Source organism: Thiogranum longum, assembly GCF_004339085.1.
Classification (GTDB): Bacteria; Pseudomonadota; Gammaproteobacteria; order DSM-19610; family DSM-19610; genus Thiogranum; species Thiogranum longum.
Window position 1 is genome coordinate 2,474,082 of the sequence record NZ_SMFX01000001.1, and the last position, 24,517, is coordinate 2,498,598.

General features: G+C 55.4%; 27 protein-coding genes, 1 tRNA gene and 1 riboswitch. Of the genes, 15 read left to right on the top strand and 13 right to left on the bottom strand.

Translation table 11 applies throughout. The annotated features are described in order from the left end of the window. Positions 1-59: 59 nt before the first annotated feature. The 4 genes from proB to rplU all read right to left on the bottom strand — a co-directional run bounded on the left by proB (position 60) and on the right by rplU (position 3,153). Positions 60-1,199, bottom strand: a complete 1,140-nt coding sequence (gene proB, locus DFR30_RS12050) for a glutamate 5-kinase (protein ID WP_132973571.1) — start codon at positions 1,197-1,199, stop codon at positions 60-62. Beyond that, positions 1,192-2,319, bottom strand: coding sequence for an Obg family GTPase CgtA (gene cgtA, locus DFR30_RS12055; RefSeq protein WP_132973573.1), 1,128 nt, complete (start codon positions 2,317-2,319; stop codon positions 1,192-1,194). Before cgtA ends, proB begins: the two co-directional genes overlap by 8 nt. Before the next feature lie 246 nt (positions 2,320-2,565). Beyond that, positions 2,566-2,823 carry a 50S ribosomal protein L27 gene (gene rpmA, locus DFR30_RS12060; protein WP_132973575.1) on the bottom strand — a complete coding sequence of 86 codons (258 nt, stop codon included), beginning with the start codon at positions 2,821-2,823 and terminating at the stop codon, positions 2,566-2,568. An 18-nt stretch (positions 2,824-2,841) separates the two neighbouring features. Continuing rightward, the gene (rplU, locus tag DFR30_RS12065) at positions 2,842-3,153 is read right to left on the bottom strand and encodes a 50S ribosomal protein L21 (RefSeq protein WP_132973577.1); all 312 of its coding nucleotides are present in this window, start codon (positions 3,151-3,153) and stop codon (positions 2,842-2,844) included. A 191-nt stretch (positions 3,154-3,344) separates the two neighbouring features. On the opposite strand from rplU, the gene ispB reads away from it, so the two are divergent. Together ispB and DFR30_RS12075 are read left to right on the top strand one after the other, a co-directional pair. Then, a complete protein-coding gene (gene ispB, locus DFR30_RS12070; RefSeq protein WP_132974476.1) occupies positions 3,345-4,313 on the top strand; it encodes an octaprenyl diphosphate synthase in 969 nt (322 codons plus the stop codon). Between the two features lie 2 nt (positions 4,314-4,315). Continuing rightward, positions 4,316-4,392, top strand: a tRNA-Pro gene (locus DFR30_RS12075). A gap of 209 nt (positions 4,393-4,601) precedes the next feature. Here the strand turns inward: DFR30_RS12075 and DFR30_RS14775 are convergent. Beyond that, a complete protein-coding gene (locus tag DFR30_RS14775; protein ID WP_132973579.1) occupies positions 4,602-4,898 on the bottom strand; it encodes an ArsR/SmtB family transcription factor in 297 nt (98 codons plus the stop codon). 81 nt (positions 4,899-4,979) lie between these two features. Here DFR30_RS14775 and DFR30_RS12085 point away from each other — a divergent pair, with 81 nt between their 5' ends. The 3 genes from DFR30_RS12085 to DFR30_RS14695 all read left to right on the top strand — a co-directional run bounded on the left by DFR30_RS12085 (position 4,980) and on the right by DFR30_RS14695 (position 6,647). Next, positions 4,980-5,585, top strand: a complete 606-nt coding sequence (locus tag DFR30_RS12085) for a class I SAM-dependent methyltransferase (protein WP_132973581.1) — start codon at positions 4,980-4,982, stop codon at positions 5,583-5,585. A 3-nt stretch (positions 5,586-5,588) separates the two neighbouring features. Further along, on the top strand, positions 5,589-6,326 hold the full coding sequence (locus tag DFR30_RS12090) for a methyltransferase domain-containing protein (protein ID WP_132973583.1): 738 nt from the start codon (positions 5,589-5,591) through the stop codon (positions 6,324-6,326). A 189-nt stretch (positions 6,327-6,515) separates the two neighbouring features. Beyond that, positions 6,516-6,647: a hypothetical protein gene (locus tag DFR30_RS14695; RefSeq protein WP_279386909.1), complete on the top strand. Its 132-nt coding sequence runs from the start codon at positions 6,516-6,518 to the stop codon at positions 6,645-6,647. Between the two features lie 29 nt (positions 6,648-6,676). On the opposite strand, the gene pgl is transcribed toward DFR30_RS14695, so the two are convergent. The 4 genes from pgl to DFR30_RS12110 form a co-directional block, all read right to left on the bottom strand. Further along, complete coding sequence (gene pgl, locus DFR30_RS12095) at positions 6,677-7,366, bottom strand: 6-phosphogluconolactonase (protein ID WP_132973585.1); 690 nt, start codon at positions 7,364-7,366, stop codon at positions 6,677-6,679. Further along, positions 7,367-7,855: a TIGR00645 family protein gene (locus DFR30_RS12100; RefSeq protein WP_132973587.1), complete on the bottom strand. Its 489-nt coding sequence runs from the start codon at positions 7,853-7,855 to the stop codon at positions 7,367-7,369. It abuts the gene before it with no gap. A 116-nt stretch (positions 7,856-7,971) separates the two neighbouring features. Next, positions 7,972-9,819 (bottom strand): TonB-dependent receptor domain-containing protein, encoded by a 1,848-nt coding sequence (locus DFR30_RS12105; protein ID WP_132973589.1) that lies wholly within the window; start codon positions 9,817-9,819, stop codon positions 7,972-7,974. Between the two features lie 125 nt (positions 9,820-9,944). Then, positions 9,945-10,156, bottom strand: a riboswitch (cobalamin riboswitch). 97 nt (positions 10,157-10,253) lie between these two features. Beyond that, complete coding sequence (locus DFR30_RS12110) at positions 10,254-11,450, bottom strand: ammonium transporter (RefSeq protein ID WP_132973591.1); 1,197 nt, start codon at positions 11,448-11,450, stop codon at positions 10,254-10,256. A 346-nt stretch (positions 11,451-11,796) separates the two neighbouring features. On the opposite strand from DFR30_RS12110, the gene DFR30_RS12115 reads away from it, so the two are divergent. Further along, positions 11,797-12,489: an arginine N-succinyltransferase gene (locus DFR30_RS12115; RefSeq protein WP_132973593.1), complete on the top strand. Its 693-nt coding sequence runs from the start codon at positions 11,797-11,799 to the stop codon at positions 12,487-12,489. Positions 12,490-12,516: 27 nt separating this feature from the next. Here DFR30_RS12115 and mazG read toward each other — a convergent pair whose 3' ends face one another. Further along, on the bottom strand, positions 12,517-13,347 hold the full coding sequence (gene mazG / locus DFR30_RS12120; protein ID WP_132973595.1) for a nucleoside triphosphate pyrophosphohydrolase: 831 nt from the start codon (positions 13,345-13,347) through the stop codon (positions 12,517-12,519). A gap of 96 nt (positions 13,348-13,443) precedes the next feature. Here mazG and DFR30_RS12125 point away from each other — a divergent pair, with 96 nt between their 5' ends. Further along, positions 13,444-14,094 (top strand): methyltransferase family protein, encoded by a 651-nt coding sequence (locus tag DFR30_RS12125; RefSeq protein ID WP_132973597.1) that lies wholly within the window; start codon positions 13,444-13,446, stop codon positions 14,092-14,094. Here DFR30_RS12125 and DFR30_RS12130 read toward each other — a convergent pair. Then, positions 14,088-14,555: an Rsd/AlgQ family anti-sigma factor gene (locus tag DFR30_RS12130; RefSeq protein WP_132973599.1), complete on the bottom strand. Its 468-nt coding sequence runs from the start codon at positions 14,553-14,555 to the stop codon at positions 14,088-14,090. The two genes, DFR30_RS12125 and DFR30_RS12130, sit on opposite strands and share 7 nt — an antisense overlap. A gap of 221 nt (positions 14,556-14,776) precedes the next feature. Between DFR30_RS12130 and DFR30_RS12135 the strand changes: the two genes are divergently transcribed. From DFR30_RS12135 to DFR30_RS12160, 6 genes are all read left to right on the top strand, one after another. Next, the gene (locus tag DFR30_RS12135; RefSeq protein WP_132973601.1) at positions 14,777-16,159 is read left to right on the top strand and encodes an HDOD domain-containing protein; all 1,383 of its coding nucleotides are present in this window, start codon (positions 14,777-14,779) and stop codon (positions 16,157-16,159) included. 203 nt (positions 16,160-16,362) lie between these two features. Continuing rightward, positions 16,363-16,818, top strand: a complete 456-nt coding sequence (locus DFR30_RS12140) for an Rrf2 family transcriptional regulator (RefSeq protein WP_132973603.1) — start codon at positions 16,363-16,365, stop codon at positions 16,816-16,818. A 47-nt stretch (positions 16,819-16,865) separates the two neighbouring features. Further along, positions 16,866-17,261 (top strand): Fe-S cluster assembly scaffold IscU, encoded by a 396-nt coding sequence (gene iscU / locus DFR30_RS12145; protein ID WP_132973605.1) that lies wholly within the window; start codon positions 16,866-16,868, stop codon positions 17,259-17,261. A gap of 94 nt (positions 17,262-17,355) precedes the next feature. After that, positions 17,356-18,177 carry a RibD family protein gene (locus tag DFR30_RS12150; RefSeq protein ID WP_165869198.1) on the top strand — a complete coding sequence of 274 codons (822 nt, stop codon included), beginning with the start codon at positions 17,356-17,358 and terminating at the stop codon, positions 18,175-18,177. 11 nt (positions 18,178-18,188) lie between these two features. Then, positions 18,189-18,731 carry an NUDIX hydrolase gene (locus DFR30_RS12155; protein WP_132973609.1) on the top strand — a complete coding sequence of 181 codons (543 nt, stop codon included), beginning with the start codon at positions 18,189-18,191 and terminating at the stop codon, positions 18,729-18,731. After that, positions 18,728-19,279: an NUDIX hydrolase gene (locus DFR30_RS12160; protein ID WP_132973610.1), complete on the top strand. Its 552-nt coding sequence runs from the start codon at positions 18,728-18,730 to the stop codon at positions 19,277-19,279. Before DFR30_RS12155 ends, DFR30_RS12160 begins: the two co-directional genes overlap by 4 nt. A 13-nt stretch (positions 19,280-19,292) precedes the next feature. Here the strand turns inward: DFR30_RS12160 and DFR30_RS12165 are convergent, their stop codons facing one another. Together DFR30_RS12165 and putA are read right to left on the bottom strand one after the other, a co-directional pair. Continuing rightward, positions 19,293-19,637, bottom strand: a complete 345-nt coding sequence (locus tag DFR30_RS12165) for a PilZ domain-containing protein (protein WP_132973612.1) — start codon at positions 19,635-19,637, stop codon at positions 19,293-19,295. A gap of 144 nt (positions 19,638-19,781) precedes the next feature. Then, on the bottom strand, positions 19,782-22,913 hold the full coding sequence (gene putA, locus DFR30_RS12170; RefSeq protein WP_132973614.1) for a bifunctional proline dehydrogenase/L-glutamate gamma-semialdehyde dehydrogenase PutA: 3,132 nt from the start codon (positions 22,911-22,913) through the stop codon (positions 19,782-19,784). 75 nt (positions 22,914-22,988) lie between these two features. On the opposite strand from putA, the gene DFR30_RS12175 reads away from it, so the two are divergent. Next, on the top strand, positions 22,989-23,558 hold the full coding sequence (locus DFR30_RS12175; RefSeq protein WP_132973616.1) for a chalcone isomerase family protein: 570 nt from the start codon (positions 22,989-22,991) through the stop codon (positions 23,556-23,558). Between the two features lies 1 nt (position 23,559). Beyond that, positions 23,560-24,513, top strand: a complete 954-nt coding sequence (locus DFR30_RS12180; protein WP_132973618.1) for a D-2-hydroxyacid dehydrogenase — start codon at positions 23,560-23,562, stop codon at positions 24,511-24,513. Positions 24,514-24,517: the final 4 nt, after the last annotated feature.

Consider the following 24,517-nt stretch of genomic DNA (forward strand, 5'->3'; position numbering starts at 1 on the left):
ATTGTTACCTGGTTCCGAAAGCCGGTCTCTGACCGGCTTTTTTAATGCCCCTGGAAAACTCAAAGCAGCACCAGATTGTCACGGTGAATTAACTCCGGCTCATCGACGTAGCCCAGCAACTGCTCAATCTGTTCCGTGGTGCGCCCCATGATGCGGCGCGCTTCGTCAGACGTATAGTTCACCAGGCCACGCGCCACAGGCCGACCTTGGGAATCAACACAACTTACCAGCTCACCGCGCCGAAAACTTCCCTCAACGGCTGACACACCGACCGCCAGCAGACTGGAACCGGACTCTCTCAGTACGCGCGCAGCACCCGCATCCAGCGTCAGCGAACCTTTTGACTGTAACTGACCCGCCAGCCACTGCTTACGTGATGCCAGTCGACCACTGGCCGGCAACACCAGCGTACCCAGGCCATCGCCGGATGCCATTCTTTCCAGTACCCGTTCTTCGCGCCCCGAAGCAATCCAGGTCGCAGCACCGGAACGGGCTGCCAGCTCGGCAGCCGCAACCTTGGTCGCCATACCGCCGCTACCCAGCCCGCTGCTACTGGTGCTTCCCGCCGCAGCCCTGAGAGCCGTGTTGCCGGCCTCTGCCTCACTGATCAACGCTGCCCCGGGATTTTGTCCAGGGTCACTGTCGTAGACACCGGCCTTGTCCGTCAGTATCACCAGTAAATCCGCCTCGACCAGATTGGCCACCAGCGCTGCCAGCGTATCGTTATCACCGAAACGCAGCTCGTCAAAGGCCACCGTATCGTTTTCATTGACCACCGGAACAACACCCAGCTCCAGTAGCTTGCGTAGCGTGCTGCGGGCATTCAGGTAGCGGGTGCGATTGACAAGATCATCGTGGGTCAACAGGACCTGAGCGGTGTGCAGACCATGTGTCTGAAAATGCGATTCCCAGGCCTGAACCAGCCCCATTTGACCGACGGCTGCCGCCGCCTGCTGGGCAACCAGTTGATGTGGGCGCTGCGTCCAGCCGAGCCGGTTCATCCCCTCCGCGACCGCACCGGATGACACCAGCACCAGCTCGCACCCCTGTTCCCGCAGCACATTCATCTGATCGACCCAGCCTGCGATGGCATCGCGATCCAGTCCTGCGCCGTTGTTGGTCAGCAGCGCGCTGCCAATCTTGACCACCCAGCGCCTGTGGTCTGCCTTGCCGATAGCTTGTCGACGGGAATCACTCATCAGGTTCTACAGTTTCCGCATCCTCTTTGGCCGCCTGCCGGCGCGCCTCGATCACATCCATGATAGCGAACACCAGCTCGCGCGTTCCCAGCTTCGCCAGTGCGGAAATTTGAAATACCGGCCCCTGCCAGTCGAGCCGCTCAACAATGTCGCGGCACAGCACCTCGCGTTCATCATCCGGTACCATATCGATTTTATTCAACACCAGCCAGCGTTCGCGTTCGCCAAGCTCTGCACTGAATTTTTCCAGTTCGTGCGCAATGGTTTTGACATCCTCAACCGGGTCGCTGCCATCCAGCGGCGCCACATCGACAAGGTGCAGCAACAGCCCGGTACGTGACAGGTGCTTGAGGAACTGAACCCCCAGGCCCGCACCTTCCGCTGCACCTTCAATCAGGCCCGGAATATCCGCCACCACAAAACTTCGATGTGCTTCCACACGCACTACGCCGAGGTTCGGGTATAGCGTTGTAAAGGGGTAATCCGCCACCTTGGGTTTGGCCGACGAAATCGAACGAATCAGCGTCGACTTCCCCGCGTTGGGCTTGCCAAGCAGACCAATGTCCGCCAGCAACTTCAACTCAAGACGCAATGCACGGTGCTCACCCGGTGTTCCCGGTTTCGATTCACGCGGCGCACGGTTGGTGGAACTCTTGTAGCGCAGATTGCCCAGCCCGTGAAAACCACCCCGCGCCACCAGCAGACGCTGGCCGTCTTCCACCAGGTCGCCCATTAACTCTTCGGTGTCTTCCTCACGCCCCAGGGCGCCTTCTGCCCCAGGGCACCCTCTCGGGCTACCGCCCTCTCCTTGTCGCGTGTCGCTCACCTTGTACACCAGCGTGCCGACCGGTACCTTGATAATGCAGTCTTCGCCCGCCTTGCCGGTACAGTTACGACCGCGCCCGTTCTCGCCGCGTTGCGCCTTGAAACGCCGCTCAAATCGAAAATCCGCCAGCGTATTGAGACCACTGTCCGCCACCATCCAGACACTGCCGCCGTCACCGCCGTCGCCACCGTCAGGGCCACCAAGGGGAATGTATTTCTCGCGGCGAAAGCTGACCGCACCGTTCCCTCCGTCACCGGCTCTTACATCAATTGTGGCTTCATCAACAAATTTCATAATTTCAATATACCGGGTTTATCCGTCGTAGCCACCTGAAAACCCCGTCATTGCGATGCCTCGACCCGAAGGGTGAGGTACCCATAATGAACCCCGCAGGGGTTCTTTGGGCGCAGCGCGGCAATCTCCCAAGGGCTGGCACAGACTGAAAAAATTGCCGCGCTGCGCTCGCAATGACGCGCCTGAAAGACTTGCATAAAAAAGCCCCGTACCAGGACGGGGCTTTTCAACGAGACCGGAAATCGGTCAGGAAGTAACCACGTCCACAAATTTGCGGTTCTTCGGGCCGCGGGTCACGAACTTCACCGCACCGTCCGCCTTCGCGAACAGAGTGTGGTCGCGGCCGCAGCCCACGTTCACACCAGGATGGAAGTGGGTGCCGCGCTGACGCACGATAATATTTCCTGCCGCCACACTCTCGCCGCCATAGCGTTTCACGCCCAGGCGTTTGGATTCTGAATCGCGTCCGTTACGCGTACTACCACCGGCTTTTTTATGTGCCATTTTGCGCTTACCTCAAACTCAGGCAGAGATGCCTGTAATTTCCAGTTCAGTATAGGCCTGACGATGGCCCTGTCGTTTCATATGGTGCTTGCGACGCTTGAACTTGATGATTTCCACCTTGGCGCCGCGGCCATGGGCCTTTACCTCGGCCGTGACCTTGCCACTCTCCAGAACCGGTGCACCGATCTTGATATCGTCACCATCGACAACCATCAACACCTTGTCCAGCTCTACAGAATCGCCTTCAGCAACGTCAAGTTTCTCCACACGGAGCTTGTCGCCCTGGCTTACACGGTATTGTTTACCGCCAGTCATAATTACCGCATACATTGCTGAATCTCCAAATCACAGCGTCCGAAAGAGGCGCAATTCTACGGATTCCCGGGGTTTGCGTCAAACTAGATCGTTTCTGGTACCATGCGCCCCTGCCGGTTAGACTTGCCGGTACGGTATTGCCAGGCGGCCATTCGACACGTATTCTACGCATCATGCAGGAATTACTTAAAAAACAAAGCACTTACATGGATATCGAAGATATCCGCGTGCTGGTGCGTGACGACATCAGTGCAGTGAATGCACTGATCCTGAAGCGGCTGCAATCGGATATCGCCCTGATCAATGAACTGGGGCGCTATATTATCAATAGTGGTGGCAAGCGTCTGCGTCCGTTGCTGGTACTTTTGTCCGCCCGCGCCTGTGGCTACCAGGGCCAGCACCATACCGAACTGGCAGCGGTGATCGAGTTTATTCATACCGCCACGCTACTGCACGATGATGTCGTAGATGCCTCCGATTTACGCCGTGGCAATGAAACCGCAAATGCAATCTGGGGTAACGAAGCCGCCGTGCTGGTCGGTGATTTCCTCTACTCGCGTGCTTTCGAAATGATGGTCGGCGTGGACAGCATGAAGGTGATGGGGATTCTTTCCACCACGACAAACATTATTGCGGAGGGAGAGGTATTACAACTTCTCAATTGCCACGACCCGGACACCAGTGAGGACCGCTATCGCGAGGTGATCCGTTACAAGACCGCCAAACTGTTCGAGGCTTCGTCACGACTCGGCGCTGTACTGGGCAATCGGTCCGCTGCTATCGAACAGGCCATGGCACGCTACGGCATGCACCTGGGCACCGCTTTTCAACTCATCGACGACGCCCTCGATTACGGCGCATCCAACCAGGATATCGGCAAAAATGTCGGCGACGACCTGGCCGAAGGCAAGCCAACCCTGCCACTTATTCACGCCATGAAACACGGCACACCGGAGCAGTCGAAGGTCATTCGCAAGGCTATCGAAAATGGTGGTCTGGAGCACATCGACACGGTCATGGACGCCATTGAATCGACACAGGCCATCGCGTACACTGCGCAGTCCGCGCAACACGAGGCGGACCTGGCCATCGAGGCACTGGCGGAAATCCCGGCCAGCCCCTACAAAGAGGCCTTGTACGGACTCGCCGAATTTTCGGTGAACCGGAGTTACTAAATCGGGGCGTAGCGCAGCCTGGTAGCGCACTTCGTTCGGGACGAAGGGGTCGGAGGTTCAAATCCTCTCGCCCCGACCAAATCTTCCAAAACAGATTCGGTCGGTTATGGAAACCGGTAACAAGCAACATCTCAATGCACCCCGCGCCGAGAGCGGGGTTTTTATTGCCTGCTCAATCCCACTCCGCCACACTTTTCAAAATAATCAGCTCGCCTTGCAAGGCCGGGAACGACAAAAGATCTTTATCCGACCCAAAACGGTCAGACCCCGTCATTGCGAGGATGGAAATTACTTGTTCACCCAATCACGAAATTGATCGATCACTTCTCTGAGTTGATTGTCTGGAAGGCAGTAGTAGACAAATGGCCCGTTTCGCTCCGGTCTAACCAGACCGGCCTCCCGCAGGATACGGAGATGAAACGAAACGTTAGTCTGGCTCAGGCCGGTAACTTTCACGATGTCGGTAACAGGTCGACATTCCAGACCAAGGCTCGTCACGATCCGCAGTCGATTAGGTTCTCCAAGTATTTTCAGGACCTTACTGAGGCTGTTGATCTCTTTCTTCTTGTATGCGTTAATACTCATATGTGTATATGCTCATATGTGTGAGTGCTTACCCACTGAATGGTCGTTGAATAACAGGCGGCTGTCAAACAGGACATTGAGATGAACAAAGACAAGTTTTTTCCGGCAACAATTATGCCCGATAAAGACTGGTGGCATGCGTTATGGCCAAATCCGGAGATGGTAATACGTGATGTCGGTATCGCAGCAGGTATGCGTACAGTGGATCTGTGCTGTGGAGACGGATATTTCACGCGGCCCATGTGTGAGCTATCAAGCCAGGTTTATGGTCTGGATCTGGATGCAGATTTATTGGGTCAGACAGAAACTGCATGTTGTACGTACAGTAACTTTCAATCGATCCTCGGTGATGCGCGCGACCTGCCGCAGTTGATCGATGGTTTGGTCGATTTTGTGTTTATGGCTAACACGTTTCATGGCGTACCCGAGCAAGACAGGCTCTCCAGGGCAATTAACGAAACGCTGAATGAGGCGGGTCGTTTCGCGGTGATAAACTGGTACCGACGACCACGTGAGGAAACCACGGTACTTGATCAGCCCAGAGGCCCGGATAAGGAACTGCGTATGCAGCCAGAAGACGTTCAGCAGATTGTAGAACCTGCGGGGTTCATGCTTGAGAAAATTATTGATGTCGGCCCCTACCATTACGGTGCCGTATTCATTAAATCCGGCAAAAGTCAGGGGTAGCCTATGAGTTCCTGTGACGAAACAAAGATGCAGACGGAACTGATCGCTCTCTATACAAAGCTGGCAGAAAAGCCGGATTCTGACTTTGGTTGGAGCAAAGGCAAAGCCAATGCGCGTCAGTTAGGTTATTCAGACGCATGGCTGGATCAGCTGCCCGATGTGGTGTGGGAATCATCAGCCGCTGTTGGTAATCCGTTCAAGCTGGGTGAAATTGGCCCAGGACAGACTGTGGTTGATATTGGCTGTGGGGCAGGTGCAGATGCCTGTGTGGCCGCTTTACTTGTGGGGGACATGGGCAAGGTTATCGGTGTTGACTGCACTCCGGCAATGATAGACAAGTCACGAGATAACGCCCGGCACGCTGCACTGGATAACATTGAGTTCCATGAGGCCGATATCGCCAATCTGGCCATTGCAGATAACTCCGTTGATGTTGTTATCTCTAACGGGGCTATTAACCTTTCTGAGAATAAAGACAAGGTATTCCAGGAGCTGTATCGTATCCTGAAACCCGGCGGTCGTTTGCAGATTGCTGATATGGTACGTGAATCAGAAGACTGTTGCAGCGCTGTCTCTGATGCAGAATCATGGGCCGACTGCATTCAGGGAACATTACCGGCCGACAAATTATTGGAAATTATTACCAACGCTGGTTTCATTGATGCAGAACTTGTAGAACTGACAGGTTACAGAACATCTGCAAGTACTAATGGTGCGCTTTTTCGAGCGTTACATCCTTGAATGCAAATGCCCGGAGTTGGCTGCTGACTCAACCGGTCATTGATAGATTTGCACAGAGCAAGTCCCGGGCGGGGTGGTTTTTCGCCGGCGTCGGTGCAGCCGAGCATCGCAGACATTTTGCGATCAAGCGAGCGACTGTCTGAGCGGTTTGCGCGTCAGCGCAGACCGCGAGTTTCGCGAGCGCGCAACATGTCGAGAAGCGCAGGGGACCCGCGTAGCGGGCAAACCGTTGCCGGCGAAAAACCACCCCGCCCGGGACGATTGAAACCACCGGTGAAGAGCCTGATGGAGATTGCCGCGTCGCTGCGCTTCTCGCAATGACGAGTAGGCCGGAAACGGTCGCTTGCCTCCTACCCGGCGCCCTGGCACGCTGCTTCATCCAGCAGAACATCGACACCTGCCGGGCATGCCAGCCGTGACACGGGTATATCCGCTCCCTGCTTCCAGCGGCGAACGGCGTCGCGCTTGGCCGCTCCCGTGACCAGCACGCAGATCGCATATGTATCACACAGGGCGCGAAACGTCAGGCTGACCCGTTCAGGTGGTGGTTTGGGAGCATCAAAAACAGGTATGACCAGGCGGTCATCCGGAACCGCATGGCCGGGAAACAGACTGGCGGTGTGACCGTCCTCACCGATCCCCAGCAATACCAGGTCGAAGGGCCGTTCGGTTGTGATCAGTTTCTCGTAGCTATCAGCCGCACGTTGCGGGCCCAGCTCGGCGGGCATGGGGAAAACCTGCTCCGCAGGAATCGGCACATGCGCCAGCCAGGCCTGTTGCGCCATAACGCTGTTACGTTCCGGGTGATCGACCGGCAGGCAGCGTTCGTCGCCGAACCAGACAAACCAGCGCGACCAGTCGGTGTCGAAGTCTTTCAGTCCGCGGTACACCTGCTCAGGGGTCGTGCCGCCAGCCAGTACGATGACAAACCGGCCGCGTGCAGCGATGGCCTGTTGTGCAGCATCCTGTATCCGCAGGCGCGCCTGTGCGGCAACCGTATCGGCATCGGGAAAACACCGCCAGCGCAGGGAACCCGTCATTCAGTGCTTGTTCATTCTGTCGACGTAGGCCATGCCCAACGCCGACACGACAAAGGTAAGATGAATAATCACGAACCACATCAGCTTGTCATTGCTGATATGGGTGGCGTTCATGAAGGCCTTGAGCAGGTGAATCGAAGAGATGGCGACAATGGACGCCGCCACTTTCTGTTTGAGCGATCCGGCATCCAGCTTGCCGAGCCAGGAAAGCTTTTCGGTAGTATCATCAACGTCGATCTGTGAAATGAAGTTCTCGTAGCCACTGAACATCACCATGATCAGCAAACCGCCGACCAGCGCCATATCGACAAGGGACAGCACCAGCAATACCAGGTCGGACTCGGACATACTGAAAACCAGTGGCAACGCGTGTATCACCTCCTGGAAAAACTTCGCACCGAGCAGGAACAGTGCAACACTTAGGCCGATATAGACCGGCGCAAGTACCCAGCGGCTGGCGTAAAGCAGGCTTTCAAACATCCGTTCCACTGATTTGATCCTTTTTAGGTTCGTATTGCGCAGCATTGTAACGCCATAGCGGGTTCGATGAGCAATACAGCCGGTTTTTTACATGACTGTCCAGTCAGGTGAAACAATTGTCCGGATCAGATGCCTTCGCTGGAAAACACCACATTCAGGTATACCGCCCGGCCCTGGGTTTTAAAACCACCGGCGGTCTGATAGTCCTTGTCGAAGGCATTTTCCAGACGCCCGCGAACGGTCAGGTTCCTGTTGATCAATTTGCTGACATTCAGGTCCAGCACACTGTAACCGCCCAGCACTGTGTTGGAAAATGCAGAATCCTCGCGCTCACCCGTGGTCAGAAACTGGCCGCCGATCTGCCACGGACCCAGACGGTAATCCAGCGTGGCAGAAAAACTCTTTTTGGCACGCCGCGCCAGCTGCTCTCCGGTATTGCGATCTTCCGGATCCTGGTATGTCGCAGAAACATGGCCTGACCAGTCACCCATTGCATAACGATACTCGACCTCAACACCACGAATACGCGCCTCATCGACATTGACGTTCTGACCCGGAACGGGGCCGAGAAAACCGTCGGGATCGACAAAGCTGATCAGGTCATCGATTTCATTCTGGAAAGCCGTAACAGATATCTGCTGGCCGGTATCGATATGGTGTTTAACGCCCATTTCATAGTTCGTGGATTTCTCGGGATCAAGTCCTGCATTTCCGCCGAAACCGAACAGGTCAAAGAAACTCGGCGCCTTGAACCCCGTACCGACACTTGCATAAACGCTGGTACTGTCAGTGAAGCGGTAGCCCAGCGTAGTATTCCACGTGGTCTCGTTACCGAATATTTCATCATCGGTGTAGCGTGCCGCCAGCAGCAGACTGGTATTACCCAGGACTATCTGATCCTGCCCGAACACCGCCCTGATATTCTTGTCTTCTTTCACCACCGTACCAAAACTCGCCGAGTCGACATTTTCATTGGCCAGATAAGCACCAACTGTCAGCAACTGCGCCTCCCCGATTTGCACATCGTTCTGCCAGTCTGCCGCCCAGCGTGCAGTTGCCGAAAGGTCGCTGGACTGATTCTGCTCGAGACGGTCTGCGGTGTAACTCAGCCTGAGCGTACTGCTCCAGATGTCAGCCGGGTTGGCGGACAAGGTCACTGCAGTGACGCGGTTGCTGTAGTCCTGGTCGAGGGGTGCCGCAAAAAAATCGTAATACTCGGTTTTTCCCTTGCTGGCCCAGGTACTGAACGCCATATCGACTGCGCCGAGATCCGCACCGAAATCAAAATCCAGCGACATGTTGCTATAACCCCGGTCACCCGTTGCACTGATAAGCGTCTGGTAACCGTCGGTTCCCTGAAAGGACAAGCCGGCACTGGCGCGGAATTTATCTCCTGTCCCCGCTACCCGCGCATCCCCACGCACAGTGTTGTTGGTGCCGACACCAAAACTTCCACTCTGGCTGACACCTGCGGTTGGCTTGCGGGTAAATATCTGTATCACACCACCGATTGCCTCGGATCCATACAGGCTGGAACGCGGTCCACGGACAACTTCGATACGTTCGATCATTGCCGGGTCGATATTCTGCCAGGCCGCACTGCCAACCGTGGCATCGTTCACCTTCACGCCATCAATCAGCAACAGCGTGTGGTTACTCTCGGCACCACGAATAAAGACCGATGTCTGCTGGCCCGGACCACCGCTGCGGCCGATATCGACACCGGCAAGAAAACGCAATAACTCGGCCACATCATTGGCCTGTGCGCGCTCGATTTCAGCGCGGTGGATGACCTGTACCGAAGCCAGGGCTTCATTGGCCGTTTGCGCTGTTCGGGTTGCAGTCACCACCACGGTATCGCCGTTGACAGTTTCGGCCGCTACTGGTTGTGACGAAGGAAATAGCGCGAACAGCATCAGTGCAGATGCAGCGCAGGATAACGGGGTTGAAACGGATTGCTCGATACCGGACATGTTGTTCTCCGAATTTGTGTTGCACCACCCGTGCAACTGAAATGAGTTGAACGCGCAGGACCAATCCGGGATCGGGAATATGACTACAGCAGCCAGACACACCGACACCTTGCTCGCCCCACGCGGCAGGTTGTCTCAGTCAGGCCGGTCTCCGGACTCGTGAGCGGCGATTGCCGGCAGGTTGCCTTCCCGCGCATCCTGCGCAGTGGCGTTTAAACCTGTCTGTACTCACTTACCGTTGCGGGGGCAGTGCCGGAATTGCTGTAAACAGCGCACCGGCTTCCCGTTTCACTTTCGCGCAGACCACGCGAAAAGCACCTGATGAACGGCGCGGGACTTTAAGGCAGTGGCTTGTGGCAGTCAATGTTTGTTTCCAGCAGGCAAAAAAAAGCCCCGGCCACCGCAGGGGTGAACCGGGGCATTGGCAGCCGGAACTAGCGGTCGTATTCCGGCGTTGCGGAAACGTGGTGAATACTGAGATCTGCACCCTGGTATTCCTGTTCCTGGTCCAGACGCAGCCCCATCACAACCTTGATGCCACCGTAAACAACAAGTCCACCAATCAGCGCAACCGAAATGCCCAGCGCGGTGCCGACCAGCTGTGCGGAAAAACTCACACCACCCAGCCCACCCAGCGCCGTGCTGCCGAATATGCCACAGGCAATACCGCCCCAGGCCCCACACAGGCCGTGCAAGGGCCAGACGCCCAGTACATCATCGATCTTCCAGCGATTCTGGGTCAGCGTGAACAGCCACACGAACATGGCACCGGCAACCAGACCGGTCGCCAGTGCGCCGAGCGGGTGCATGACATCTGAGCCGGCGCATACGGCAACCAGGCCGGCCAACGGGCCATTGTGTACAAAACCCGGGTCATTCTTGCCGGCAAACAACGCGGCGAGAATGCCACCGACCATTGCCATCAACGAATTTCCGGCCACCAGCCCACTGACAGCATCGATGGTCTGAGCGGACATCACATTAAACCCGAACCAGCCGACGGACAGTATCCAGGCACCGAGTGCGAGGAAGGGGATGCTGGATGGCGGGTGTGCCGTCATCTGCCCCTCCTTGTTGTATCGCCCGTGCCGGGCGCCCAGCAGCAGAACCGCCATCAGCGCAATCCACCCGCCCATGGCATGAACCACCACCGATCCGGCAAAATCGTGGAATGCGTAGCCAAAACTGGCCTCGATCCAGTCCTGGACACCGTAGTTACCATTCCAGACGATACCTTCAAAAAACGGGTAGACCGCTGCAACCAGTATAAAAGTGGCCAGCAGTTGCGGGTTGAAGCGCGCACGCTCTGCAATGCCACCGGAGATAATCGCGGGAATGGCGGCCGCAAACGTAAGCAGGAAGAAGAACTTGACCAACTCGTAACCGTGTTTCTCGGCCAGCACGTTGGCGCCGGAAAAGAAGTCCACACCGTAGGCCACACTGTAGCCGATGAAGAAATAGGCGATAGTGGACATGGCGAAATCAGCAATAATCTTGACCAGCGCGTTGACCTGGTTTTTGCTGCGTACGGTGCCGACTTCCAGAAAGGCAAAGCCGGCATGCATTGCCAACACCATGATTGCGCCAAGTAGAATGAACAGCACATCGCTGCCCGCTTGATAATCTTCCATTATCGACTCCCGACTGTTCTGTTATTGTGCGTTACAAGGTTATAGCGAAGGGGAATACCTTAATGATTTTCAAAGCATTTTCAATCTGTCTTTAAGCTAATGCAGATAACGCACGAATTTCAATTGGATATCGGCCTGGCGCGCATCATTTTGACTCATGCGGAAAAATCAGGAATGCTTGATATCGGGGCATGTAAAATCGCCCGTCATGACGTCGCAAAGCATGAACGAGCGACGACAGCAGGGTGTGATAAGGTTCGTGCAAAACCGGCTGGTAAACACCCGGCAGCGCACCCTGGGCCCCGAACCCGGAAACAGCAGGCCGCCAGGAGCTAACATAATTTCCATGAATGAAGCACCCACAACCCCGGAAGATAAAAAAGGCCGGTTCGACTGGCTACACGTATCATTGCTTGTGCTCCTGACCATACTGGTCACCGTGATAGCCACCGTCTGGGTGGTCAAGGTTTACCTGTTCCCGTCCGAGTTCAAACCCGTCACACTTTCTCAAAAGGAAGAACAGGTCCTGGAACGCAAACTGGACTGGCTGGGAGGGTTTTCATCCAGCCGCAAAAATACCACTGACATACCGCCAGAGTCCGCATTACCGCCATTGAAGCCGGAAGCCTACAGCGAAGAAGGCACAAAGCGGGAAGTCCATTTCAGTGAAAAAGAAATCAATGCCCTGCTGGCGAAAAATACCGACCTCGCGCACAAGCTGGCCATCGATCTGTCGGACGACCTGGTCAGTGCAAAACTGCTCATCCCCGTTGACCCGGATTTCCCGGTACTGGGCGGCAAAATTATACGCGCCCGCGCCGGTGTTGAAATGGCCTATCAGAACCGGCGTCCAGTCGTGGTACTTAAAGGCATCAGTATCATGGGGGTTCCGCTCCCCAATGCATGGATGGGCGGCATCAAGAATGTTGACCTGATCAATGAATTCGGTGAAGACAAGGGGTTCTGGAAAGCTTTCGCCGATGGCATCGACTACATAGATGTCGAAGACGGCAAACTGACCGTAAAGCTCAAGGAATAGCGTAGAAACCCGGAGCTTTTCGGAAACTCATGAACCTGTCCGGCCCGATTTCCCCAGGATATGCTTGGCCTGCTGCCAGAAATCCTCAAGCTCGTCGAGTGTACAGTCACTTAACTGACGCCCGGCTGTGGCGGCCAGTGCCTCCACCTCCCGAAAGCGCTGTGCAAACTTGTTATTCGCATGGCGCAACACCTGTTCGGCATCGGCATCCAGAAAACGCGCCAGATTCACGCAGCTGAATAAAATGTCACCCAGTTCTTCGTGCTGACGCCGCAGGCTTTCCTGCCCGCCAATCGCCGCACGCAATTCGGCGACTTCTTCTTCCAGCTTGGCCAGCACGTCATCGATTTCATCCCAGTCGAAACCCGTGCGCGCAGCACGGCGCTGAATTTTTTGTGCCCGGACCAGCGCCGGTAACGCCACTGTTACGTTAGCCAGTGCACTGCCATCTTCACCGGCTGAGCCTCGCTCTTTTGCCTTGTGCTGCTCCCAGGCTTCAGTCTGGGCCCGGGCATCGGCAACCTGTTCATCACCGAAGACATGCGGGTGGCGGCGCAACATTTTGTCATTGATCGCCTCAACGACATCGGCAAATTCGAACCAGCCCTTTTCTTTTGCCATCTGCGCATGGAATACCACCTGGAACAGCAGATCACCGAGTTCATCACGAATATCGCCGGGGACATTTCGCTCGATGGCATCTGCTACTTCGTAGGCTTCTTCCAGGGTATAGGGTGCAATGCTGGAAAAATCCTGCTCAAGGTCCCACGGACACCCGCCTTCAGGATTACGTAGCCGCGCCATGATATCGAGCAGTGCAGCAATGTCGCCTGCATCAACCGTTTTTTTCTGACTCATAAACAGGTTCCGGTTTAATCATGAAAAGTCCTGACCTATCAATGTTTCCATAGCTTATAGTAATGATTCCGGAAAGACCCGCAGGAGCCTTGCACCATGACACCCGAAACACAGCTGGTTATCCTCGCAGCAAGCTGGATGATATATGGTGCCCTACATTCTTTACTGGCAGCTGATCGCATCAAACAACTGGTAAGCAATGCTTTCCCTGCCGGACACAGGGCTTACCGGCTGATCTATAACCTGCTCGCCGGTATTCTGCTGCTTATACCCCTGTGGCTCATGGCCCGCTATCCGGGCGACCCGCTCTGGCATTGGCCCGGGCCGCTACGCTGGTTCATGGATGGCGCGGCAATTGCCGCTATTGCCGGCTTCGCCTTCAGCTTGCGAATGTATGACAACGCGGAGTTTCTGGGGCTGGGTCAGCTCTCATGCCCGGCCGGTGAAATCAGGAAGATTCCTCCAATGAGCATTTCAACACCTCACCGGTTCGTCAGGCACCCCTGGTATTTTTACGGACTGGTTATTCTGTGGACACGTGAAATGAACGCAGCATTACTGATCAGTGCCATTGTAATTACCTTGTACCTGGTAATCGGATCTCGCCTCGAAGAGCGCAAACTGGTGCGTTGTTACGGGGAAGCCTACCGGGCCTATCAGCGGCAGGTGCCCGCGTTAATACCTCTGCCGTGGCGTTTTCTGACCCGCTCTCAGGCAGATGCCATTCTGAAGCTCGCGAATCAGTGAACCTGCCCGGCCATTGCACTGATTACCTGGTCTTCCAGCTGAATGCGTTCCGCAAGTGTTTCTCCGAGTGACGACAGGTCTGCAGCCAGGCATTCCAGAATTTCGCCATCACATTGCATCAGGTCAACACCTTCGTACTTGTCGTTAAAGCGCAGGATCATGTCTGTTGTCTGGGCAATACGCGGGTAAATACTGCCAGCCACCTCGATCACCGGTGTGCGACGTTCCAGTTTGTCCGATATGTAACGGTACAACTGGAAATGGGCACTGGCGGCATAATCGATCAGCGCCTGACAAAAGTCCTGTAATGCTTCACGCGTAACCTCATCCCCCTCGAATGGCTGGTGATTGGCCAGTTCGGAATAAAGCGATAGTGTTTCGGTGCGTGTCTTGACGAGCGTGGCCAGCTTTTCGCGGGAACGTCCCCGGCGTTCGGCGCCGGCGTTATATTCTGAGGGCATGTCAGCTCCAGTTATTTTAGTGTCTTGTTTCCGGTACCGATTCTAGTAAACCCGCCATACCGACCCGAGTCAAACGTCGAACCTCTGTCACCCGGACCGGCACCATCCAGCACCGCCATTTTCAGGATACTGAATTCTATCAGGTTTTCAATACTGGTGCAGTTCTTGCTGTTGTGAAACCCAGATACCACCAGGATCAACATATTAAAGGGAGTACCAGAATGGGTATACCAGTCAACATACGCGAACTGCTCGACCGCGATCAGAACAACTATGAAGTACTTCTGCACCGGAAAACCACTACCCTGGCCCAGGCCGCCGAAGCCTGCGAAATCCCGCTGGAGCAACTGGTTCGCGCCGTCGTACTGGTAGACGGACAAGGCCTGCTAATGGCCGTTCTGCCCGCCGATCATGTGCTGGATTTCGAGGCCCTGTGTAATCTCCTGCACCGTGAACTGGAACTGGTTCCCGGTCACCAGCTCACTAATATATTCGATGATTGCGAACCGGGATCCTACCCGCCACTGGCGTCCGCATACGACCTTGATGTCATTCTCGACCAGACCGTTGACGCCATGCCGACGGTTACTTTTGAACCTGGTACACACACATCCCTTGTACAAATGCCACATGAACACTACCGTGACATGCTCGGCGATGCTGTACGCATTGGCCAGTTTGCACGCCCCGCTTCAACACTATGCGCAAACGAAAAAGCACTGGCGCACGCTGTAGAGCAGTTCACACCGGCACGTGTAAAACGCGATATCGAGGAATTTCACGAGCTACCCGCACTGCCAACAACAGCGGCGCAGATCCTTCGACTTGCCGCCGACCCACGCGCCAATGCCAGGCAACTGGCAGAAATCATTGAGCAGGACCCGGGGCTCTCTGCACAGGTGTTGCGCTATGCCAACTCATCAATGTATGGCTATGCAGGCAGCATTAAAAACTTACAGACCGCTATCGCCCGCGTGCTGGGATTTGAATATGTACTCAACCTGGCGCTCGGCTTCTCGATTGGTAAATCCCTGAAAGTGCCACAGGACGGCCCATTTGGCATGGATGCCTTCTGGCGCCACTCGGTATTTGCTGCACGCCTGGTGGAAACCCTGGGCCAGAAGTTACCTGGCAAGATGCGTCCACCACGCGGCACTGCCTACCTTGCCGGCCTCTTGCAAAACCTCGGTCGCCTGGTGCTGGGGCATACTTTCCAGCCCGAATTTTTTATTCTCAACCGTTTTTCCCAGGCCAATCCGGACATGCCGACCTGTGATCTCGAGCGCCAGGTACTGGGTGTCACACACGATCAGATCGGCGCCTGGCTGATGCAGGCCTGGGGACTGCCTGCTGAACTGACTGCAGCCGTTCGCCACCACCATAACCCGGATTACTGGGATACCCATGCGGTATACCCTCAGCTGGTCCTGATTGCGAATCGCGCCCTCGCCCTGCATGGACTCGGCGAAAGCGATACCGAGGGCCTGCCGGCCTTTTCCCTTCAAATGCTCGAGCTTGACGAACAAGCTGTACTCGATGAAACAGCGAAACTATTTGATAACAAAGAAGAACTTGATGATCTGGCACAGCGCCTGGCAGCTTGACGCCAGTCACTGTTTCACGGTTTAATACCCGCACAGCAACAAGGTCAGCTCTCCTGTGACGCCACCCGGCCCACGACGGGTTTTTGACTCCCTGTTTTTTATTCTTGACTAAAAGACTCAAGTATTATTATTATACGTCTCAGGTTCATGAAACGGAGACGCGCACAGTCGTGCAGCGCCTGTAGAAACAGATGAGGCGAATCATGAAATTATCTACAAAAGGTCGTCACGCCATTACGGCAATGATGGAACTGGCATTACGCGACAGCCAGGGCCCGGTTACGCTGGCTGATATTTCAGTCGAACAGTCAATTTCGGTTTCCTACCTGGAGCAACTGTTTGCCCGGCTGCGAAATCATGGTCTGGTAACCGGCATGCGTGGCCCCGGTGGCGGTTATTGCCTGCGCCGTCCGGCCAGCGAAATTACTATCGCTGAAATTCTCAGTGCAGTCGATGATGCCATGCCGGCACGTCGCGAGCGTATCCCGGGTGAGGAATGGCCACAGAGCGTTATCATGTGGAACCAGCTCAGCGCACGCATCTATGACTATCTCAATGGTCTGACACTGGCAGAAGCCGTCAACCAGAAAGAAGATTCGAAGGATGACGAACAGGGCAATGTTGGTTTCGGATCAGGGTTCCAGCAGACAGCTGCATAAGCCCTGTTTCAGTCAATTAAACAAACCCGCTTTTTGGAGAAACGGAAATGGCATATAGTGACAAGGTTCTGGATCACTACGAAAACCCGCGCAACGTAGGTACATTCGAAAAGGGTGACACCAGCGTTGGAACCGGGATGGTAGGCGCACCAGCCTGTGGCGATGTTATGAAACTGCAGATCAAGGTCGGTGAAAACGGCGTTATCGAAGACGCCAGATTCAAGACTTATGGCTGTGGTTCTGCCATCGCCTCAAGTTCTCTGCTGACCGAATGGGTGAAAGGAAAGACACTGGAAGAAGCCAGCCAGATCAAAAACACCGAAATCGCCGAGGAACTGGCCCTGCCGCCAGTCAAGGTACATTGCTCCGTGCTGGCCGAGGATGCTATCAAGGCTGCCATTTCTGATTTCCAGCAGAAAAACGGCGAAGAAAAGGTCGCCTGATTTCGACAGATCTGAAACAGCAGGTGTTTTTCAAAAAGGGCTGCCCGCAAGGCAGCCCTTTTTTATCGTCGGTATATCGGGTTACGATCTATACATGAATAACGATATTCTCGAACTTTACCCGGACAGCGGAAAAACCCGCTCACTGCGTGGACTCTACCTGGGGCAGATCCCTGCCACGACAGACCAGCCATTCATTTATACCAACTACATTGCCAGTATTGATGGCCGCATTGCCCTGCCGGCAACCGACCGGCGCAGTAGCCAGGTTCCACCTGCTATCGCAAACTCCCGCGACTGGCGCCTGTTTCAGGAGCTGGCTGCCCAGGCCGACTTGCTGATCAGTAGTGCGCGTTATTTTCGCCAGGCCGTGGAGCAGGAAGCACAGGCCGAACTTCCGGTCGGGCGTGCGCACGAATTCGATGACCTACGCGACTGGCGCCTTGAGCAAGGGTTATCCCCACAACCGGATATCGCCGTATTCAGCGCCAGCCTGGACATACCCGTCGAGGCCCTGCGCGCTTACGCCGAACGAAAGATTTATATCATCACTGGTGGTGATGCCGATCCGAAGCAGGTCGACAGCCTTGCCCGTGAAAACAACGTGCAGGTCATTCAGTGCGGGGATGCACGTCATGTCGATGCAACAGAACTGAAGTCAACACTCGGCAAGCTGGGTTACCAGCGTATCTATGCTATTGCCGGCCCATCAGTACTGCATGCACTGGTACATGGCAACGCACTCGATCGGCTGTACCTGACCACTGCACACTGCCTGCTCGGAGGAGAGAAATTCGACACCATTGCCCGGGGGCCCGAGTTTTCACCCGCCTGCAAACTGCCATTGCGCGCCATGTACCTCGATCCACACATGCCGGAAGGCGCGGGCCAGACATTGGCAGTCTACGGGCGATAACATAACAAACCATGGATAAACGGAAAATTATTTATACGGGCAACGTAGTGGATCTTGGCATTGAAACCGTCACCTTACCCACTGGCGACAGCATGGAACTGGAAGTTGTTCGTCACCCGGGCGGGGCGGCAATTGTCGCTATCGACGGTCAACAACGGGTCTGCATGCTACGCCAGTTCCGCCATGCGGCCGGTGGCTGGCTGTGGGAATTGCCCGCCGGGAAAATCGATGCCCCGGAATCGCCGGATAACACCGCAAAACGGGAACTCCGGGAAGAAGCCGGTCTCACCGCAGAACACTGGCAATCGCTTGGGAGCTTTCTCTCTACGCCGGGTTTCTGTGACGAACGCATATACCTTTACCTGGCAACCACGCTGCACACCACAGACAGCGAACCCCATCCGCACGAAGTGATTGAAGTTCACTGGATGCCTTTCAGTGAAGCACTGGATATGTGCGACCGCAATGAAATCGAAGATGGAAAGACCTTGCTGGGCCTGGCGCGCGCAGCGGGAAAAGCGGGTATCGTGGCCGGTCAACAGGAGACGCTGTGAAATTTTGTAGCAACTGCGGTGAATCAGTCGTGCTTCGTATACCGGAAGGCGACAACCGTGAACGTTTTGTCTGTGACAACTGCCACACCATTCACTACCAGAATCCAAATATCGTTGCCGGCTGTATCCCTGAGTGGGAAGGACGCATCCTGTTGTGCAAACGCGCAATTGAACCGCGCTACGGCCTGTGGACACTGCCAGCCGGCTTTATGGAAAATGGCGAAACCACCGAGCAGGCCGCGATGCGGGAAACGCATGAGGAAGCTGGCGCAAACGTCGAGATTACCAGCCTGTATGGTCTTTTCAGCATCCCGCACATCAGCCAGGTTTACATGCTGTACCACGGCTTCCTGGTAAACGGAGCGTACGAAGCTGGCTGCGAAAGCCTGGAATGCCGGTTATTTAACGAGCAGGACATCCCCTGGGACAAACTCGCTTTCCCGGTGGTCAGGGAAACCCTCCAGCGCTTTTTTGCCGACAGAAAACACGGCAAGGACCTGCCACTTCAACGTGGCGAAATCATCAAGCACCCCAAACGAGAATCCTGAACCGCTTTCAGCCTCAGGCGACAGCCAGTGAGCTTGCACCTTTCTCGCTGCGATCGTGGCTGAACAACCAGGCCCGCAAACGTCGCCGCTGCTCAGCACTGATACCATCGAACATCAGGCCAGCGCCGCGACTGGACTGGTGCACGACGACCGCCGGCACACGCATACCCGGGCCGCCACCAGCACAAATGAATTCAACTTCGAGATATTCGTTCTTCCGCCACGTTGTGGTGCCGGTGTCGATCAACATGCCTCCAAGCCCCAGGTTCCGGCTCACTGCGCTCTGCACGGGTAGCCCGTGTTTGTAGAGCATCAACTGAAACTCCATCGGCTTGCGAACACTGCATCGGTGTTCCATCGTATCCTCCCATGATACTGGCCTTCCGTGGTGGCCTTATCGTCATCTACGCCCGCAACTTAAGCCGTACTGCCCACTTCAGACAGGATATAGACCAAGGTATAGCCCTGTTCACATTCCACCTGGTAACGACCCGCACAAATATTATTCGTCAGACAGGTTCAGTAAGCCACTGTTCCCGCCCATTGCAGATATATTTACACTACGTGTTCGCTCTGTCGCAAAGCGGTGCAGGTAACGCGGACCACCGGCCTTTGGCCCGGTACCGGACAACCCTTCTCCACCGAAAGGCTGCGATCCCACCACGGCGCCGATCATGTTTCTGTTTATATAGAGATTCCCGACGCGGGCACGTTCACAGACTCGCGCCCACGTTGATTCAATACGGCTGTGTACACCAAGCGTCAGACCGTATCCTGTCGCATTAACGGCCTCTATGACATTGTCGAGCCTGTTTGCGCTGAAGTGAATGACATGCAGCACCGGGCCGAATACTTCCTGGTCGAGCTGTGCCAGCTCCCTGATGCGATACACATGGAGCGCGCTGAAACTACCGGGCAGATTTCGAGGAGGATCAATACGTTTCAAACGCAGCGCCTCCTTGTTCATACGTGCGATGTGCGGTTCCAGCCCCTTCAGGGCAGACCGGTCTATCAGTGGCCCGATATCGGTGGATAAATGCATCGGGTCACCAATACGCAATTCATCCATAGCGCTGGACAGCATCTGTTCCGTACGCCCTGCGATGGCATCCTGCAGGAACAATACACGCAATGCCGAACAACGCTGGCCGGCGCTATTAAATGCTGACTGAATAACGTCACGTACCAGTTGTTCGATTAGCGCTGAACTGTCTGCAATCATGACATTTTGTCCGCCCGTTTCAGCAATCAACGGGATAATTGCTCCCCCCCGTTCCGCGAGTTGCTGTTGTAATGTCCTGGCCGTCCCGGTTGAGCCTGTAAACGCCACACCGGCCAACCTGCTATCAGCCATCAAAATCCGTCCGATTTCTGCACCACTGCCGGGCAGGAAGCTCAACACGTCACGCGGGACTCCCGCCTCATGCAACAGGGCAACCACGCGTCCTGCAACCAGTGCTGTCTGCCGCGCGGGCTTGGCCAGCACGGCATTTCCCGCCGCCAGTGCCGCAGCAATCTGTCCTGTGAAAATGGCCAACGGAAAGTTCCACGGACTGATGCAGGCAAACACACCGCGCCCATGCAATTCGAGCGTATTTTGCTCACCCGTTGGTCCGGGCAGAACGATCGGATGTTCGAACTCCTCACTGGCGCAGTGCGCGTAGTAGCGACAAAAATCAATCGCTTCGCGTACTTCAGAAAGGGCATCTGGCAGTGTTCGCCCCCCTTCACGCACCACCATTGCCATCAATACCGGCATTTGTGCTTCGATCAGATCTGCTGCACGTAAAAGACATGCAGCCCGCGCTACCCCCCCCTGCGCGTCCCACTCTGGCGCAACGGCCGCTGCCAGTTCCAGTGCCTTGCCTGCTATTGTCGCATCTGCCTCATGAACCTCACCCGTCTGATCATCAGGATCTGCGGGACTAAACAGTGCACGTGGGCTGCCTTCCACTATGTCACCTCCGGCACTTGCTGCCGCGCACCAGCATTCATTGCCTGCCACTGCCACCTGCTCAAGCAGTGACTCCACAACATCCGGTGCACTCAGATCCAGTCCCCGCGAGTTCCTGCGCTCAGGCCCGTACAAATCGACAGGTAACGGTATCTGTGGGTGCGGGGAGGCATCTACCTTCTGTATTCGCTCACAGGGGTCCTGGATCAGTGAATCGATACTGCATTCGGGATCGGTAAGCGCATTGACAAACGAACTGTTGGCACCGTTTTCCAGCAATCGACGCACCAGATAAGGCAACAGTGATTCATAACTCCCGACCGGCGCATAGACCCGTACGGGTGGCGCTTCGTTATCAGACTGCAATAGCGCATAAAGTGCATCCCCCATACCATGCAGGCGTTGCAGTTCATACTCACGACCAGCGGCGATTTCAGCAATCCAGGCAAGTGTTAATGCGTTATGGGTCGCAAACTGGGGGTAAAAACACTCTGGCAGCTGTAATAGCAGGCGAGCACAGGCAAGGTAAGACACATCGGTCGCCGCCTTGCGGGTAAAGACCGGGTAGCCCGGCAACCCTGTTTGCTGCGCACGTTTGATTTCACTGTCCCAGTAAGCGCCTTTAACCAGTCGCACAGGAATTCGGCAACCCTGCTGCTGCGCCAGTGCAGACAACCATTTCAGGACAGGAAAGGCGCGCTTCTGATAGGCCTGCACTGCCAGCCCCAGACCTTGCCAGTGATGCGGAACATCGGTAACCAGACGTTCAAACAAATCCAGCGATAACTCCAGTCTGTCAGCCTCCTCTGCGTCTATCGTCATGCCGATACCCACGCAGGCTGCGTGTTCTGCAAGTAATTTCAGCCGTGGCAATAATTCCTTCAGTACACGTTCACGTTGAGCAAATTCATAGCGAGGATGTAACGCGGACAGCTTAATGGAAATTCCCGGCTGCCGGTTAAGCGGGAGGCTATCCTCCACTACCCGGCCCAACTGCTGAATAGCGTCCTGGTACGACTCCATATAACCCGTGACATCTCCCAGCGACAACGCTGCTTCTCCGAGACAATCGAAGGAGAAAAGCGTAGCGGATGGATAATCATCGGTACGCTGCAATGCCTCACGCATATTACGCCCCATGACAAACTGACCGGCAAGCAGGCGCATTGCCTGTTGTATTACCACCCTCGCGAGCGGTTCACCGATACGCGCCACCATCTTGAGTAGCAGGTTTTCTGCACCGGACTTCAATATATCGGGAGACAACATCTGGCCGGTCAGCAACAAACCCCAGGTCGAGGCATTGACCAGCAGTGAAGAGCTTGCGCCAAGATGTACATCCCATTGACCGCGTGCCAGCCGGTCTGCAATCAGCCGCTCCGAGGTTTCGTCATCCGGTATGCGCAACAATGCCTCGGCCAGGCACATAAGCAACACACCCTCTTCCGAGGACAGGTCATACTCCCCCATGAAGGCGTCCACGCCTGTGCTCTGTTGTACCTTCTGGCGCGCAGCCACTGCGAGTTTCCTGGCCCCTGCCTGGATACGCCGTACACTGTCCGGATCCAGCCTTGCCTCAGCCAGATACTGTTCAAGATACAGGTGTTCATCACCCGTATTGGCGGCTCGAATGGCCGATCTCATCACGTCATCGGAATAGGGGTGTACTGAAGCAGACATTATCCACCCCGGCCTCGCCGGCTCAGCCAACGTGATAAGATCAGTTTGTCATCAGAACCTTTAAGGAATTCGACCATGCTGAAATACCTGCGCATCCTGTTTTATTTTAGTCTGATTGCCACCCCCCTGCTTGCACAGGCAGTGACAAAGGTTGCAGGAATCGATGTGAGTGGAAGTTGCAGCCTGGACGGCCAGTCAATGAAGCTCAACGGTGCCGGCATCCGTAGTAAATATTTTATCAAGATCTATGTAGGTGTCCTGTGTCTTGAGCATCCCGCGCATGACCCCGCAACAATACTGGCAGCATCTGGCGCCAAACGCATGCAGATGAATATGCTGTACAAGGAAGTCGATGCTGAAAAAATCACTGAAGGCTGGACAGAAGGCTTTCGTACCAACCTCGACAAAGCAACGTTCTCACGCCTGGAGCCCCGGCTGAAACAGTTCAATACCCTGTTCCCCGCACTGCACAAAGGTGATGTCGTCAATATGGATTACCTGCCCGGGCGCGGTACCGGGCTGGTGATCAACGGCAAGTCCCTTGGCGTAATAGAAGGTGAGGATTTTTTTAACGCCTTACTCCAGGTCTGGATAGGCAGGCACCCTGCCGACAAGTCACTGAAAAAAGGTCTGCTCGGAAAATAACATGCACGGCGTTGTGCTCGACGTGGACAGTCTGCATCCACCGGACCTTGACCTGCAGCCCGTGTGCACACAGCTTGTCCCCTGCCACCTGTACCCGCATACCGACGCGGAACAGGTGCAGGAACGCATTACCGGCGCACAGGTCGTTATCACCAACAAGGTCGCGCTGACGGCAGACCATATACAGTCCAGCCCGGCACTGAAACTGATTTGTGTTGCCGCAACCGGCACCAATAATATAGACCTCGAGGCTGCAACACGTGCCGGAATCCAGGTCTGTAATGCCAGGGATTATGCCACTGCGTCAGTTGTCGAACATGTTTTTGCGCTACTGCTTACCCTGACGCGCCGGCTCGATCGCTACCGCGATTGCGTACGCCGGGGTGACTGGTACAAAAGCCAGGAGTTTTGTGTCTTTGACGAACCCATCGGACAACTGTCCGGCCAGACGCTGGGGATCATTGGCTACGGCACACTGGGCAAGGCGGTCGCGCAGGCTGCGCAGGCATTTTCCATGAACGTACAGGTTGCACAAAGCCTGCAGGGTACAGCACAGCCCGGTCGCGTGGCACTGGAATCATTACTGGCAACCTCGGACGTCATCAGTCTGCACTGCCCGCTCAGCGATACAACCCGCGGGTTGATCGGCGCAGCCGAACTCAGCAGCATGAAACCCGGCGCAATACTCATTAATACCGCGCGCGGCGGCATAGTCGATGAACAGGCCCTGGTTGATGCCCTTCAGCAAAAGGCTATCCACGCTGCTGCTATCGATGTACTTGCCGATGAGCCACCGCAAAAAGACCATCCTTTGCTTAACCTTCAGTCACCTCGGCTTATTGTCACGCCGCACGTCGCCTGGGCAAGTCAAACAGCCAGACAACAGCTCATTGACGAACTGGCAAAAAACATCACTGCATTCCTGCGCGGCAGGCCGCGCAACCTCGTAAACTGAAAGG